At 37.9% G+C, this 16268-nt stretch carries 17 protein-coding genes; 13 read left to right on the forward strand and 4 right to left on the reverse strand.

What is annotated here, in order from left to right; translation table 11 throughout:
• Positions 1–2 precede the first annotated feature (2 nt).
• Entirely contained in the window at positions 3–563 is a 561-nt protein-coding gene (locus tag RI845_RS12610) for an Lcl C-terminal domain-containing protein (RefSeq protein WP_348386522.1), read from the forward strand.
• A 234-nt stretch (positions 564–797) separates the two neighbouring features.
• On the opposite strand, the gene RI845_RS12615 is transcribed toward RI845_RS12610, so the two are convergent.
• Positions 798–2039: an IS110 family RNA-guided transposase gene (locus tag RI845_RS12615; RefSeq protein WP_348386421.1), complete on the reverse strand. Its 1242-nt coding sequence runs from the start codon at positions 2037–2039 to the stop codon at positions 798–800.
• Between the two features lie 278 nt (positions 2040–2317).
• On the opposite strand from RI845_RS12615, the gene RI845_RS12620 reads away from it, so the two are divergent.
• From RI845_RS12620 to RI845_RS12650, 7 genes are all read left to right on the forward strand, one after another.
• Positions 2318–2893 carry a L,D-transpeptidase family protein gene (locus tag RI845_RS12620; RefSeq protein ID WP_348386523.1) on the forward strand — a complete coding sequence of 192 codons (576 nt, stop codon included), beginning with the start codon at positions 2318–2320 and terminating at the stop codon, positions 2891–2893.
• A gap of 60 nt (positions 2894–2953) precedes the next feature.
• Positions 2954–3442: a hypothetical protein gene (locus RI845_RS12625; protein WP_348386524.1), complete on the forward strand. Its 489-nt coding sequence runs from the start codon at positions 2954–2956 to the stop codon at positions 3440–3442.
• 51 nt (positions 3443–3493) lie between these two features.
• The gene (locus tag RI845_RS12630; RefSeq protein ID WP_348386525.1) at positions 3494–3943 is read left to right on the forward strand and encodes a hypothetical protein; all 450 of its coding nucleotides are present in this window, start codon (positions 3494–3496) and stop codon (positions 3941–3943) included.
• A 104-nt stretch (positions 3944–4047) separates the two neighbouring features.
• Positions 4048–4323 (forward strand): hypothetical protein, encoded by a 276-nt coding sequence (locus tag RI845_RS12635; protein WP_348386526.1) that lies wholly within the window; start codon positions 4048–4050, stop codon positions 4321–4323.
• Between the two features lie 106 nt (positions 4324–4429).
• Positions 4430–4729, forward strand: a complete 300-nt coding sequence (locus tag RI845_RS12640; protein WP_348386527.1) for a hypothetical protein — start codon at positions 4430–4432, stop codon at positions 4727–4729.
• Positions 4730–5151: 422 nt separating this feature from the next.
• A complete protein-coding gene (locus RI845_RS12645) occupies positions 5152–5697 on the forward strand; it encodes a hypothetical protein (protein ID WP_348386427.1) in 546 nt (181 codons plus the stop codon).
• A gap of 38 nt (positions 5698–5735) precedes the next feature.
• Positions 5736–6218: a hypothetical protein gene (locus RI845_RS12650; RefSeq protein ID WP_348386426.1), complete on the forward strand. Its 483-nt coding sequence runs from the start codon at positions 5736–5738 to the stop codon at positions 6216–6218.
• Between the two features lie 55 nt (positions 6219–6273).
• On the opposite strand, the gene RI845_RS12655 is transcribed toward RI845_RS12650, so the two are convergent.
• Positions 6274–7515 (reverse strand): IS110 family RNA-guided transposase, encoded by a 1242-nt coding sequence (locus RI845_RS12655; protein WP_348386421.1) that lies wholly within the window; start codon positions 7513–7515, stop codon positions 6274–6276.
• Positions 7516–7778: 263 nt separating this feature from the next.
• On the opposite strand from RI845_RS12655, the gene RI845_RS12660 reads away from it, so the two are divergent.
• The 5 genes from RI845_RS12660 (at position 7779) to RI845_RS12680 (ending at position 10785) form a co-directional block, all read left to right on the forward strand.
• Positions 7779–8210 (forward strand): hypothetical protein, encoded by a 432-nt coding sequence (locus tag RI845_RS12660; RefSeq protein ID WP_348386528.1) that lies wholly within the window; start codon positions 7779–7781, stop codon positions 8208–8210.
• A 51-nt stretch (positions 8211–8261) separates the two neighbouring features.
• A complete protein-coding gene (locus RI845_RS12665; protein ID WP_348386529.1) occupies positions 8262–8591 on the forward strand; it encodes a hypothetical protein in 330 nt (109 codons plus the stop codon).
• 181 nt (positions 8592–8772) lie between these two features.
• On the forward strand, positions 8773–9192 hold the full coding sequence (locus RI845_RS12670) for a DUF4279 domain-containing protein (RefSeq protein WP_348386530.1): 420 nt from the start codon (positions 8773–8775) through the stop codon (positions 9190–9192).
• Positions 9193–9262: 70 nt separating this feature from the next.
• Positions 9263–9751 (forward strand): hypothetical protein, encoded by a 489-nt coding sequence (locus RI845_RS12675; protein ID WP_348386531.1) that lies wholly within the window; start codon positions 9263–9265, stop codon positions 9749–9751.
• Between the two features lie 59 nt (positions 9752–9810).
• Positions 9811–10785: a hypothetical protein gene (locus RI845_RS12680; protein ID WP_348386532.1), complete on the forward strand. Its 975-nt coding sequence runs from the start codon at positions 9811–9813 to the stop codon at positions 10783–10785.
• A gap of 426 nt (positions 10786–11211) precedes the next feature.
• On the opposite strand, the gene RI845_RS12685 is transcribed toward RI845_RS12680, so the two are convergent.
• Positions 11212–13185, reverse strand: coding sequence for a vanadium-dependent haloperoxidase (locus RI845_RS12685; protein WP_348386533.1), 1974 nt, complete (start codon positions 13183–13185; stop codon positions 11212–11214).
• A 15-nt stretch (positions 13186–13200) separates the two neighbouring features.
• On the reverse strand, positions 13201–16167 hold the full coding sequence (locus RI845_RS12690) for an FG-GAP-like repeat-containing protein (protein ID WP_348386534.1): 2967 nt from the start codon (positions 16165–16167) through the stop codon (positions 13201–13203).
• Positions 16168–16268 lie beyond the last annotated feature (101 nt).

Here is a 16268-nt window from a genome sequence, read left to right on the forward strand (position 1 = left end):
GTATGAAAAATTTAAATTTATCCGCACTAATAGGCAGTACATTACTACTAACAAGTGCCGCATCTGTTGCTCAAGACCAACATGGTGAAGCGCCAATAAATCAAAGTTGTATGTATAACATTGAGCAATCGGCTCCGTTAAATCGCTATAGAATTAACAGTGGTGGTGCCACCGTTTTTGATAAAGTGACAGGGTTAACTTGGTCACGTTGTGATTTAGGTCAAAGCTGGAATGATTCGCTTGGCTATTGCGAAGGCGCAAAGTTAGAAGTTAACTGGCTAGAGGCCAACCAACAAGCAACTAACTATGAAGCTGGAGGATTAACCGGTTGGAGACTGCCAAACATCAAAGAATTGGCGACCCTTACCGAAGATAGATGTTCTCTACCAGCGATGAATACTGAAATATTTAATAGCGGCACTGGCTATGAGTATTATTATAGTTCTACTCCATATGTGTTTGATGCTACTCATAAAAAAGTAATGGTATTTAGCGCTCGTATATCAGAAGTTTTAGCTTACGAAAAAGACAACACGTTGAACGTGAAATATGTACTTAAGTAGTTTTACAAGACTTTAAATAATAGCCCTGCTTAGCAGGGCTTTTTTATGCGTTTAAATGGTCACTTTACGTATATGGAACTCTATTAAGATGGATTGTATTCGTTCACCAACATTTTAGTCAGCAACTATTTACCCATAATTAGAGCGTTATCCTACTTTCAATTCTGGTACAAATTTGACGTTAACTATCTGAAAAGGTTAAGGTCTGTTTCACGCCCTGAGTCCTTCAGTCAACTAAATATTCGCAATCAATGGTGAGTTTCTATCTTTCAAAGCCTGCAAATATCTACTCTCTGAGTAAGGCGTTTTCGACTTCCAACAGCGAAATAATATACGTACCCATTTGAAAGCTAAACTCCGAACAGCGGCTTGATGAGAGCCTCCTTTGGCTCTTTGTTGGTCGTAATACAGTTTCGCCCAGAATGACTGATATATAGATCTATCCGCCCATTCAATGAATGATTGTCTGAGAAATTTTGAACATTGCCAACGCCAGTGAACCCAACATTTTTTGCCACTTCGTTCTGTTACAGGGGCTATACCTGCGTACATTTGAATCTCTGATGCTGTGTCAAAACGAGATCGATTTTCTCCCATAGCGACCAGTAATCTGGGCGCTAAACATATGCCTGTTCCTGGTAACGATTTAAACAAATCAGCATCGGGCATCTCTTTGAAAATAAGTGCTATCTCAACATCATATTCTTTAATAGATTTAATGACGGTATGAAGCTGTTTAACTAGCGTCGAACTAAGCAGTTCATGAGTATCAATGACGGCTTTATCGTCTGTCAGTTGAGTTGACTCTTTGATTGAGGCTATGCGTTTTTCTAGCAATGTTACTGCGTTACCACCGTGCTCCAAGAAGAACTGTCGGACAGTTGATTCGTGAGCTCGACGTAATTTTTGAAGACTTGGCCATCGTAATATGAAGTCAGCAAATAATTTTGTATCACGATGACTGAACCAGCTAAGTGGTTGAGGGTAATACTGTTTTAACGTGTTATTTAATCGATTAGCAAACCGCCGCCTATCTTCAACAAACCGACGACGTTGTTCGACTAAGAATGCGAGTTTACGCATATCCTCACTTTCCAATTTCAACGGCGTGATCAGTTTTGGATAATTGATCATTAAACCCAATGCAATTTCAGCATCCGTGGGATCATCTTTAGCACCACTTGGCGAAAATGCTGAACGGTACTTGGCAAGCATGGCAGGATTGATTGGAAATATGGTGATGAAATCATACTTCTGTAATGCATAAACAATCGGTCCTCGACATAGCTCTACGGCCGCATGAATATTACCTTTGTATTGCTTATGTAGCTTTAAAATCCATTCATCGACAGATTCTGGTGAACTATCAACAACAACGAATGAACGACTTCCATCGGGTAGCTGAATACACACATCGTGTTTCTTGGTTGCCCAATCAATACCAATGTGTAATATTGGTTTTTGTTTCGTAGTCATGTGCTATCTCCTCATAGTAAAGTCAGGAGAACCAAGGCTCTTCGAAATCAATATAATGAGCTGTTTGAAGCGAGCCCTGAGTATTCGTTATAGAGCTTGGTAGTACCTGCAACATCGAAGCTAAAAGAGTAAACATACAAGTTGTTCTGAGCGAGTTATTCGTATGAAGCAGGCACATGACCTGAACTAAATAAGTATGGTTTAATTCAGGACTAAAAGATTATATAGAGCGATAAGCAGAAGTCACCTCCCTAGTTCAACTAATGGAATATACCTAAATGAAAGCAAGTAAGTTTAAATATCCATTAATAGTTTTGATGGTTGTTTTTGTGTATGTATTCGCTAGTGAATTTATAAATAAAGATAAGTGTTTAGATTCAGGCGGAAGCTGGAATTCAGCATTACAAATTTGTGAGACAGAGAGTTTTTCATCCGTTAACTTAGTTAAAGTAGATAAGTCTGAAGCTAAGATGATGTTGTTTAGTGATGGAAAATTAGTTAGGGAATATGACGTAGTTTTTGGTGCAAATCCTCAAGGGCATAAACAACAAGAAGGCGATGAAAAAACACCTGAAGGAACATATAGCTTGGACTATAAAAAGGAGGATTCTTCATTTTATAGAGCAATGCATATCGACTACCCGAACAATATAGACACAGCTAATGCAAACAAGCGCGGTGTCTCAGCAGGTGGTTTCATAATGATACATGGACAAAGAAATTATTTGGGGTGGTTATCAGCAATTATGCAAAATTTTAATTGGACTGATGGCTGCATAGCATTGACTAATGACGAGATGGATGATTTCATGGAGTTAGTCAGCGTCGGAACCGAAATTCAAATAGAATGGTAACGGCTGCTTCGAGCGAACAACAGCCGTAGAAACGGAATTTAAATAAAGGAATATGGAGCTATGGTAATTAAACAAATAACAGCAATAACATTAAGATTTTTAGCTCTCACTCTTCTAATCAAATTAACACTAAATATCCCAATGATATTAATGTTCTTAAGTTCATACGAATCTTATATGCAACAAGATATTCCTATATTCTTATATGTTGGTCTAATAGCTAATTTCGTGATTGTAGGGTGCATTTCAGCCTACTTAATATGGAAAGTTTCAAAATCAATTATCGAAAAAGCTCCTACCAATACTGAAAGTTGGATGAGTGAAGATAATCAAAAATTCTTAATTCAATTAGGCGGCATCTATTTTATTGTTAATGCATTAGTGTATTTGCCAGCAGCCATAGGTCGATTGCCAAATAGTCAGCACATTGTATTTGAAAATACTCTTTCAGTGGTTGGTTGGCTAATTCAATTACTTATAGGTATCCTAATAACAACTAGAGCAACACACTGGCATAAGCTGCTACTTAAGCTGAGAAGCAGAACATAACTTATGGCGGTTAAGAGCGAATGAGAGACAGTCAGTAGTTGTATGGAAGTTATGGATAGACGATATAAAATGCGAATTGAACGCTATTGGAACAAAATGGAAAAACAAGCTGACGAAGCATTATCAAAGCTTGATTTCAACGAATGGTTCGATTTATGGCATACCCATCCTGATTGGGATGGGAAAGGTAACTCTAGGCCAGAGAATCGTCAAAGAGCATCTACACTTACAATCCAATTACTTCAAAAAGTGGAAGACTTATCAGGCAATAGCAAAAAAACTATTCAATGCTTTGCTATTGTTTGTGAAGACACCATGGAAAATTCAGTTTACATTCATAGTGAAAATCCAAATGGGTCACAATTTCCATTTTTATTTGAAGATGTAAATTGGAGTCAAAAAGTTGACGAGCTAGAATCCATTATTAACAAAGAACTATACGAATATGGTGTGTTTAATAAAGATGACTCACAAACTTATTTCATTCGTAAAAAAAGTTAGCTACACCGCAACGTGGTTTGAGTACACAAGTTTGACCTTAAGCTATTGAAAAGGTTAAGGTCTGATAAGAGCGAGCAGCGGTCGTTGGCAACAATAGTATATATATGAATAAGCAAGAATCAAAACTAACTCAGTGGGCTATTGAATTTTTGTGGCTAGCTATTCCGTTTGGAGTATATATTGAGTCTAAAAACTATATTTACCTTTTCATGCTGCCTTTATGTTTGTCATGTGTGATTTTTGGTAGGCTAAAAATTAGAGCTAAATCCGATGCAATTATTGAGCATGAAAAAATAATTAAATACTCGAAGTATGAATGGCAGTCTGGTTTCATGGTTTTTGTACTGACTGCTGGAATTTATATCTTTAATATGACTTAAGATGCTGACCTTAGTATTTCTAATATCAAGGTCGGCAAAGAGCGAACAGCAGTCATAAACGTAATTTAACCCCCTTTGATTAAATCCCTGAACTATTGAGTACCCAATGAGTAAAAATTTATATTTAATAATGTTCTCTGTTGTCACTTTAGTAGGTACATCATATGTCGGAATTAAAGGTATAAATTACTACATTGACAAAAAGTCGGCGGAGATTGTAGAAAACACTTTAGCAGATAATACAATCTCGCATTTAGAGTCACTGACTGAAGTTCAGTTGCTCTTAAACGAAAATAAAATTTCAGAAGCTTCTTTGAAGTTAAAAAACAATGCTGATACATTGAAATATATTTTGAAGAACCACTGCAACTTAAAGAGGTGCGACCTTGCCCTTAGAGAGTATTAGATTGACCTTAAGCTTTTCAATAGGTTAAGGTCTGTTAAGAGCGAACAAGAGACAGTCACCACCTAGTTAATTTATGGATATTATGGAAAATATTTTAGGGATAATCCTTATTTCATTCTTGTGTTTCTGTGGAGTATTTAGTCCACTTCTAATGCCACTTTTTGTTAAAGAAGAACACAAAGATAAATTCCCTCGATACATGGATGCAATTCAACCTCCTTATGTTTACCAGAGTAAATGGTTCAAACCCAAAGGTATTATGCTTCAAAGGCTCGCTCTTATTGTGTGGATACCTGCACTAGTTTTAGCGTTATATATGTGGTTAACTGGTCAAATAAACCCATGACAGCTAAATCGACATCACAGGCTGTAATGAGCGATTCTCGGACGGTCAGCATTATGATAACAGCAAGGAAGAATGTGTGCGTAATCTAGTAACAATTTTCTTAATCCTTTTTTCTATTAATTGTTTTGCCACCCAGCAAATAGAAGATGATTTTATTGTAGATGGTAAAGCATATGAGCTAGGACAGTTTCAGTATCCATTAGAAAATTTGTACAAATTTGAAGATATTCATTCCATGTTGGGCACACAAGGAGTCTGTACCGCTAATTGGAGGGATTACAAAGCTACATGGGAGCTTAAAGATAATGAATTGTGGATTAACTCCATGGTAAAGGGGGCTTGTGAAAAAGAGCCTGCACTAGTTGATCCCGTGTTATTTTTTGGTGAAGAAGAATACCCTGTTAAGGTCGTATGGTATAACGGAGACATAAAGCTTCGTCTTTCCAGTAATGATTATCAAACATGCCTAGATGATATAGGTGGTGAAAGACCTATCGGCTATAAATATAGTGCTGATGTTTATGAGTTTTCCGCTGGAAAATTGGTGTACAAATCTAAACAAACAATAACTAAAGTTTGGGAACACGCTTTAGCAGACTGTACTAGTCATGGGCAGGAATGAGCGAGCAGCAGACAAAATAAGAGAAATAAATTCATCTCATGAAGTACATATTTTTATTTTTATCTTTGTTAATTTCCCAAAGTGCCCAAGCTTTATCTGGCAACCTTATGTCACTAGGGAATAGTTGCACTCATCAAAAAGAAATTGTTTCTCTGACTAGTCATAACTTTCTTGATGACAATATGTATGAACTTGAGGCTTTTGGTGAGTATTCTATTTATTTCTACTTTTGTAACGAAGAAAATATTGTAAATGAAATTTCTATGTTTCAGAGGTATATCGAAAAGAATATTGCAGTTAGCCAATATGAACGTGCAGTTAAAAAGCTAACTAAAAGGTTTGGTTCTCCTTCATTTGATGGGAGCCAATTATCTAAAAATATACCTTCTGAATTAACTAAGCCTTTCATTTTTAATAAACAATGGTCTATAAAAGGAATGACACATTACGTGAGTGTCGAGAAAATAGGATACGAAGGGAAATGGACTTTCTATTACCGCATATCTATGGCACAAATTTGACCTTAACATACTGAAAAGGTTAAGGTCTCCTTCACGCCCTGAGTCCTTCAGTCAACTAAATATTCGCAATCAATGGTGAGTTTCTATCTTTCAAAGCCTGCAAATATCTACTCTCTGAGTAAGGCGTTTTCGACTTCCAACAGCGAAATAATATACGTACCCATTTGAAAGCTAAACTCCGAACAGCGGCTTGATGAGAGCCTCCTTTGGCTCTTTGTTGGTCGTAATACAGTTTCGCCCAGAATGACTGATATATAGATCTATCCGCCCATTCAATGAATGATTGTCTGAGAAATTTTGAACATTGCCAACGCCAGTGAACCCAACATTTTTTGCCACTTCGTTCTGTTACAGGGGCTATACCTGCGTACATTTGAATCTCTGATGCTGTGTCAAAACGAGATCGATTTTCTCCCATAGCGACCAGTAATCTGGGCGCTAAACATATGCCTGTTCCTGGTAACGATTTAAACAAATCAGCATCGGGCATCTCTTTGAAAATAAGTGCTATCTCAACATCATATTCTTTAATAGATTTAATGACGGTATGAAGCTGTTTAACTAGCGTCGAACTAAGCAGTTCATGAGTATCAATGACGGCTTTATCGTCTGTCAGTTGAGTTGACTCTTTGATTGAGGCTATGCGTTTTTCTAGCAATGTTACTGCGTTACCACCGTGCTCCAAGAAGAACTGTCGGACAGTTGATTCGTGAGCTCGACGTAATTTTTGAAGACTTGGCCATCGTAATATGAAGTCAGCAAATAATTTTGTATCACGATGACTGAACCAGCTAAGTGGTTGAGGGTAATACTGTTTTAACGTGTTATTTAATCGATTAGCAAACCGCCGCCTATCTTCAACAAACCGACGACGTTGTTCGACTAAGAATGCGAGTTTACGCATATCCTCACTTTCCAATTTCAACGGCGTGATCAGTTTTGGATAATTGATCATTAAACCCAATGCAATTTCAGCATCCGTGGGATCATCTTTAGCACCACTTGGCGAAAATGCTGAACGGTACTTGGCAAGCATGGCAGGATTGATTGGAAATATGGTGATGAAATCATACTTCTGTAATGCATAAACAATCGGTCCTCGACATAGCTCTACGGCCGCATGAATATTACCTTTGTATTGCTTATGTAGCTTTAAAATCCATTCATCGACAGATTCTGGTGAACTATCAACAACAACGAATGAACGACTTCCATCGGGTAGCTGAATACACACATCGTGTTTCTTGGTTGCCCAATCAATACCAATGTGTAATATTGGTTTTTGTTTCGTAGTCATGTGCTATCTCCTCATAGTAAAGTCAGGAGAACCAAGGCTCTTCGAAATCAATATAATGAGCTGTTTGAAGCGAGCCCTGAGTATTCGTTATAGAGCTTGGTAGTACCTGCAACATCGAAGCTAAAAGAGTAAACATACAAGTTGTTCTGAGCGAGTTATTCGTATGAAGCAGGCACATGACCTGAACTAAATAAGTATGGTTTAATTCAGGACTAAAAGATTATAAAGAGCGACAAGCGGACGAATTTGGGTTAAGGAAAACTATGATTAAAAAAATATTTATCGCGAGTTTAATCACTATTTTTTTTGAGTTTGCATTTTCGTTGATATTTATTAAAGCATTTACATTGGCAATAGACTCAACAAAAACATTAGCCATGTCAGATTTATTTGGTTTGGGAATGATTGCTGCTCTAATTGCTTGCATTGTTGTAACTGTCTGGGCTATTCCTGTTCATCTTGTTTTAAATAAATTAAAGAAATTCCATATAGGATGGTACATCCTGTCTGCCTTAATTCCTTGTTTGGGTCTTATTACTTTAGAGCTGCAATCAACTCATCCTGTTCCTGCTTTGGGGCTGCCTAGTATTTTATTTGGAGTTCCAGGAGCTGCCGTATTTTGGTACTTTTCAGTCTATCGTATAGGAGCAATGACTCATAGACCAAAGTGTAGCGAGAAGCGGTCGACTGCATAAAGCCAAAAGGACGATAAGATAATGAAATTGATGAATCGGGTTAGAATAATAATGGCTGTGTGGGGAATCACATGTCTGTTTTTTGTTGGTCTGGGCCACCTTGGTGGTATAATAACAAAAATGTCTACCCCTATGGCTTTTTCAGCTATCGAGAGTAGTTACATCAAACTTGATTCGTTATCTGAAGAAGAACTGAAAGATTATGACTTTCTTAAGTCAAGGGTTCTATTAAATGGCCAAGGGCAGAAGAATTCTTCAGCGCAAGCGAGAAAATACCTAACTCGCGTAGGATTGGGGAATGCTGTTATTTTTTTTGTTTTAGCCATATTTCTTCCTAGCATAATAAAGCGGCTAGCGGTGCCTAAACCTAGGTCACATTAAACGCTGCTTCGCAACAAGATTGTTATTAAGCATACTAATTATGAATGACAGCTTGTGGCACTTTTGACACGGTTGCGTCATACGAGGTTATCGCGTAAGTTATTGAAAAGCCGAACGGCAAAAATGAGCGAACAACAGCCGTTGACGCTTATTCATATCAAGCATAACTGATTAGGGAAATATGGCAGTTATATCAAAAACAAAACTTAGCCTTAGAGTGATTGGTGATGAACTTATCCCTGACGAGGTAAGTAATTTATTAGGTTGTGAACCAACAATTGAAAGACGTAAAGGAGAGCCTTTTTCTTGGAACAAACAACTGGAACAACACCGATTAGCTAAATCAGGAATGTGGCGTTTAGAAGCTAAGGATAAAATTCCTGGCAATATAAACGAGCAAATTTCCGAACTTTTAATTCAAACATCTAGTGACATGGATGTGTGGCGTTCTTTATCTGAAAAATATACTATTGATTTATTCTGTGGCTTTTTTATGGAATCTTGTATGGAAGGTATTAGTTTATCTTCACAATCAATAAAGGACCTCGCCGACAGGTTCATAGAAATCGAATTTGATATATATGGACCTGATGATGAATAAACCTCATCAGTGGCGGGTTAGAGCGAACAACAGCCGTAGAAACGGAATTTAAATAAAGGAATATGGAGCTATGGTAATTAAACAAATAACAGCAATAACATTAAGATTTTTAGCTCTCACTCTTCTAATCAAATTAACACTAAATATCCCAATGATATTAATGTTCTTAAGTTCATACGAATCTTATATGCAACAAGATATTCCTATATTCTTATATGTTGGTCTAATAGCTAGTTTCGTGATTGTAGGGTGCATTTCAGCCTACTTAATATGGAAAGTTTCAAAATCAATTATCGAAAAAGCTCCTACCAATACTGAAAGTTGGATGAGTGAAGATAATCAAAAATTCTTAATTCAATTAGGCGGCATCTATTTTATTGTTAATGCATTAGTGTATTTGCCAGCAGCCATAGGTCGATTGCCAAATAGTCAGCACATTGTATTTGAAAATACTCTTTCAGTGGTTGGTTGGCTAATTCAATTACTTATAGGTATCCTAATAACAACTAGAGCAACACACTGGCATAAGCTGCTACTTAAGCTGAGAAGCAGAACATAACTTATGGCGGTTAAGAGCGAACAACAGCCGTTAAAGCTTTTCATTAGATAAAGGGATTTATGAAATATTTAATTGTACTAAGCTTACTTTTTACTTCATTAGCTGATGCAAGTGAAAAAGACGAAATAGAAATCAATTTATCAAAATTACCCACAGGACAGCACCTTCGAGTGGAGTGGTATGGTTTTCCTGTTTTAATACTCAAACCTAATACAGAACAGCTAGATGCCATCAAGGATAATAAAACAAGAATCTCTGAAGAAATCCAGAGTCAGGCTTTTCAAAACTTTGCCAGATCAAGCGGTAATGAAAGAGCTAGCGTATTATACGATTCAACTATCCAAGCTTATCAAAATGGTTCGTTAATCCATCCATACCCATTAATTGTATTAATGGCTGTAAGTCCTACTCAAGGGTGCGCTATTGGAGCACAAAAGACAGAAAACATTTTAATTAACCCTTGTAATAAAGTTACTTATTCACTTGATGGAAGAGTATTAAATTCAAATGGAAGATTTGCCGCTAACTTATTGATACCTAAGTATTCGGTATCAGACAACAAATTAAAAATAAGCGCCCCAAAACTTGCCAAGCTTAGAGATTTTTCTCCTGATATCTTAGCATCAAATCAATCAAAAGAGGCTATGGTTTGGGAAGCCGTTTCGTGGGATAAACTGGACGTCTTAAATCACTTGGTAAATAAAGATAAGTCTATATTGAATATCAGAACAGGTGTTGGCTGTAATCTTCTGCATGTCGCCTCAAATAAATCGTCCCAATTAGTTAGTCACCTTATCGACAATGGACTATCTACAACGCTTATTTGCAATGGAGGATATACTCCTATAATGCTTTCTCTTCTTACGAAAAACACTGAAAATGCAATTCTTTTAGCTAAAAGCGGTGCGAAAACATCTTCATATTGTGAGCAAGGCACCTGTGCTAAGTCATTGCAGGAATATTTAACATCAGAAGCTAGGTATTCAGAAAAAGAAGCGAATGAAGTTATAAATCAGATAAAAGCTGCTAGATAACCAATGACTGAAAGTGGCACAAAGCAGACCAATCAAAGATCCTGAAACAAGTTCAGGAAGTCGAAACTTTTATAGCCACGATACGCTTAATGAGGTCCCCGATGTCGCTTTGGCTCGACAATTGCTCCTGCATTGTTCTAACTACGTGCATCCATGCACTAGTCCTCGAGGATGACGGCGTATTTTCTCTACTTCCGCTCCTGGCACAAAGCAGCTTGATTAAGTCACCTTGAAACTAGAGGAGTTCCCACCCAAAAGCACGGTGGGATGACGGTGTTCCTTTTCTTATTTGAACGTGTTTCTGATTGGAAAAAAAGCAGGCGAAACCACGGACTCCCGCCTCGGCTCGGGCATCCTGCTTCGCTCTATCTTCTCCATCCGTGGAGTCGTTCGCGGGAATCACGGTGAACCTTTAAGATACCTTGCTTATCGCTCTCCTTTAAAGTAACTATTAGCAACGGAGAATGCTCTTTTGCCAATTTTTTCTCCCATTAATCGTCCGGGTATATCATCTGCTGGGGGATGAATTCCTCCCCAAATTCTAGATAAACTGCATTGATCTGATGCATCACGGTAAGTTGCCCACTGCAAGGTCATACTGACGCTTGGGCCTTGTTCAAACACTAAAAATTCATTGGCGTTTACTTCAAAGCCACTCATTCCCCCAGGGAAATATGCACTGCCCGTCAGCTCTGTCATTAACTCTGCAGCGGCTCTTGAGAATGTTGAGTGACCAGATACATAACCGGCAAATGGCGGGGTTACAAAAGAAGGTCGTTGATAAGGCCACCAATTTTCAGCCAAAATCCAATCAACTCCAGCAGTATCAGTTTCTGGGTTCTGTATATAGTCAGGTCCTTTCCAAGCAAACACTTTAATTTTTCCAATGTGCTCACCATCATTGCCTGCGAGTGGGTCTTCAGCTGTAACCAATTCAATTAAACCATCATCTAACGGTATGCCGTCTTCATGATAAGAAGGCAGAGAATCGTCAGTGCTTTGCCCTAAATCAGCCATAGCACGAATTGACGAAACTGGACGAATGTAGTCATACCAACCCTTTATTCCCCAGGCTGTAATAGCGGAGTCATGCATGGCACCGCCTAGTGCAAAATAAGCTTTTACGTCAAACTCCAAGGCATCAAGTTCATCACCCTGGCCGGCAAACTTACGTTCAAAGTCTGCGTGTTCTATTACAGTATTTAAAATGACAAACCAATGTCCAGGAGGTGTTTCAGAGTCTGGTCCGTCAGCCCAAAATTCTGCCAATACTCGTGCGTAGTCACCACGTGGTACCATTTGAGGTTGATATGGTTCATTTGTGCTTGGGTTTAAGTTGTATCCTTTACCAATATCTCCCCCTGCATACTCTTTATAAAACTGTGGCATATCAACAAAATTGCGAGGCATGGTGTTGATATCTATATTTCCTTGGCTGGCTGGTGAAATGTCAATCAATACACCATCAGCAGGATCTAATTGAGAGGACCATTTACTGACTAAGGCGAAATTCCATTTATATTGTTCGGCAAGTTCGCCATCATAGGTTGGCGGCATACCGGGATCATGGTACACGTAATAATTAAAACCATCTCGTTCATGAATCGTTAAGTCATCTTCACTTAATGAGAACGGTGCAACTTGGCCCCATTCAGGCCCTAAAAACTCGATTGCACCGTCAACTTCATTACCAGATTGATCAATGTAGGTGCCAAGATTTAGCGATTGCCATCTATTCATATCAGAAATATTGGGATTACCTGAAAGCTCAGGTTGTAAAGGCTCATTAACTGGTTGATACGCTATATTTGAATAAAGAATGTCCTCTTTAGAGCCATCTTTAAAACCATATTGAATGTAACAATCTGCTATATAGTTTCCTAACGCTGCAGCGCTTCCTTGGCTAAAGTCCATGCTTTCATTGGCAATGTCATAACCTAGGTTCTGCATAAATGCATCAGCGATTTCGAAAGTATCATCTTTGTCAGGTGATAACTTAAAACGGTGTTGAATAAGTCGATAACTGGCGTAGCTTATTGCTTCTTCACGTGCAGTTAGAATATTTTCAACAGAAATTTTATCGTCATAAGTGCATTGAGAACCCAATAGTTCCTTGCCTAACAAGTAAGTAGACGATACGTCTGAAAAAGCGGCCCAAGCATCATACATGGCCGCAGAGGTATGGAATAAATTGCGAGCATGTACCGTTGGCCTAGCAAAGTCATTGCGAATACCTTGTAACAAAACATCATTCCACTGTCTAGCTACAGAAGGGACTGCGGATTCAGTTTCATCAACGGGAAGAAAGTTATCATCAATAGGCGATGATTCATCATCTGAGCCACAACCAGTTAACACGGTTACAGCCAATAATGGAGGGATTAAATATTTACTGCTCATTTAATTATCCTGTGTTTATTGTTCTATTATTAAACTCTGATTGGCGTCTACATCAGTGATTATTTGTAAATGTCCGTTTGGCCATTCAATGGTTATACGCTCTACTTTACTATGATCTGCAAGACCAAAGTGTAACTCTGCAGGGTTGTGCGAGGTGAAATTATTGTTGATATTTACTTCCCGCATTTGGGTAGTATTTGCAACGTTGATTGTCACTTTAGCACCGATTGCAAATCGATTTTTTTCTGGGGTTGTTAATTTTAATTTTAAAAAGTTGCCTAAATTGCTGCCATTTACATTTTCATAAAACACTAACGCATTCTTGCCGTCATCATTATTTTGTAGGAGCAAATCAATATCACCATCGTTATCGGCATCAAAACAAACAACCGCTCTGCCCTGACCTTTCTCTGTTAATCCTAGTTTTGTATTTTGACTGTCGAAGCCCCCATTGCCATCGGCAATAAACAGCTTAACGGTGTCTTGATTAAAATCTTCAGTACCTTGTTCTCGTTCACCATAGGATGTCCATCCATTAGTTTGAAAAATATCTTGATGACCATCATTATTGAAATCAGCAAAACAACTTCCCCAAGACCAGCCACCATCAGAAATGCCACTAATATAAGAAACATCTTTAAACACACCTGAACCATCGTTTTGTAGCAATTTATTACCTGAATGAGACAGACTTCCAGTTGTAGGATCCAATGCAAAAATACCACCAATAAACCAGTCTAAATCGCCATCATTATCATAATCTGCAATGGCAGACCCCATGCCACTGAGATCATTAACTGAGATGTTCATATTATGGGTGCTATCAGCAAACGTGCCCGTCTGGTCATTAACTAACAAGCTGGATTTTACAAAGTCAGAGGCTAATAATAAATCGGCGTAGCCATCATTATTTATGTCTGCAAATGAGCTGCTAAACGAGAAATCAATAGGTTTACTTTTTACAACCAAAGCATTATTCAGCCCTGCTTCATCGTCAATATTTATAAAGTTATTGTTTGAATTATTACGCCATAAATACTGTAAATTGTCAGATACTTTAGAGCCATACCGGCTAACAATTAAATCCAAGTCGCCATTATTGTCGATGTCAGAAAATGAAGAGGAAACGACATGGTCCGTAAGTTTAAATGCAACTTTCTTTGTGAACGTGCTGTCACCTTGATTAACGAACAAGTAACTTGCATTACCATTTAAACCGCCAACAAACAGATCAAGATCGCCGTCATTATCAGTATCGGCAAAGCTTGGTCCACTGTATAAGCCAAGTAATTGAACCCCTGCTTCTTTGGCAATATCAACAAAAACACCTTTACCGTCATTTTGATAAAGTTTAGCTAAAGAGTGCTCTCCCCCGATTATAAATACATCAATATCACCGTCATTATCATAATCACCTGCAGCCATTCCTCCCGCCGCATTTAATAATGTTTGATAAACTTCAGCTGTATTCGCCTTAGGTTCAATTCCCCAATAATGCAACAGATTTGCGAGCTGAGTGGTATTTGAAAACGTTAAATTTTCGGTAGAAATTGAACTGATGTCGGTTAAATTTGTATCGAGTGGGTATAAATCATCGATGTCTAAAATACCATCGTTATCATCATCTAAATCTACACTGTTTGCGATGCCATCACTATCAGTATCATAGCGCTCATTAATATCGACAGGATTGAAATCTTCAACATCAAAAACATTATCACCATCATCATCTCGGTCGCGATTATTCCCTATGCCATCATTATCTGTATCAAGGTGCTCACTACTATCAAATGGAAAATCGTCTAAGGTGTCTATGAATCCGTCGTTGTCATCATCATTGTCTAAGTTATCGCCTATACCGTCGAGATCGAAGTCAGCGTTTTCACTGGGGTCTAATGGAAATGCATCCTCACTATCTACTACGCCATCTCCGTCGTCGTCGTCATCAGCGTTGTTACCAATACCATCAAAATCGGAATCTTGATATTCATTTGAATCAAATGGAAACGCATCATCACGGTTAATAACACCATCTGCATCAGAGTCATCAATTGGACTTTGTTGCAATTGGATTTCAGTTAATGCTGTTTTAGAGATTGATGTTAACGTTGCAACTTGCTCTGCTGATAATTCTGAGTTTGATAAAAAGTCACCAAATAAGATATTACCGTTAAAGCCATAAGTAGCTTCATTTTCTGAGATCACAGTTTGTTTAATACTTTTAAAATCATCTGTACTTAGTTCAGTGTCATTAGCATTGCTAATTATTAGAAGAAAACGTGCATATGCCAAATGACTAAGTGGTGAAATGACTTGCCCTGTTATAACTTCATCTTTTGGGATTTCTTGCAAATATGGCATGCGCGCTAAATCTACTGGCAACACCTCAAAATTATCATCTTCTCTGGTAACATCGTCGGCTCCCACAGATATAAGTGCACGAAGAGGGCTGAGCATAAAATTATCAATATTTTCGTCGCGTAGATAAAAAGTAAAGGAGCCTCGCTCATCGGTTATACTGCTTGGTTCTTCATCAATATCTAACTTACTATTCAGATTTGTATCTAAATACACTTTCGCGCCAGAAATATAACCAGAAAGTACTTTTCCGTTAAGCACTACAGTTTGTTTAACATTTATAGATATTGAAGCATTGGCTGACTCTTTACCATCATCAGCGGTTATGGTGATATTTTCATATAAACCAGCATCATTGATTTCAGGCACACCGTAAACTTCCCCGGTATTTACATTAAATTTTGCCCAGGAAGGTAAATTGCTTATGCTAAGCGATAATGCATCATTATCAGCATCAATAATTATTGGCTTTAGAGAAAAATCCTCAAATTCATATACTTCATTTAACGAAGTTGCTGATATTTCAGGTTTAGTATTTTTACTTTTATTTGATTCGCCTGAACAACTGAAAAGACAAGATAACAGGACAAGATTCGACAGTGTTTTACAATTAAATAGGCACATATTTGTTTAGCTTTTTTTAAAGCGATCCCTTAGGTTTTACATAGTAGGAAATGAAACATATACCTTCGAATCATTAAGTAACTGCAACGAAAATCCACTGT

This window comes from Thalassotalea nanhaiensis (assembly GCF_031583575.1).
Taxonomy (GTDB): domain Bacteria; phylum Pseudomonadota; class Gammaproteobacteria; order Enterobacterales; family Alteromonadaceae; genus Thalassotalea_A; species Thalassotalea_A nanhaiensis.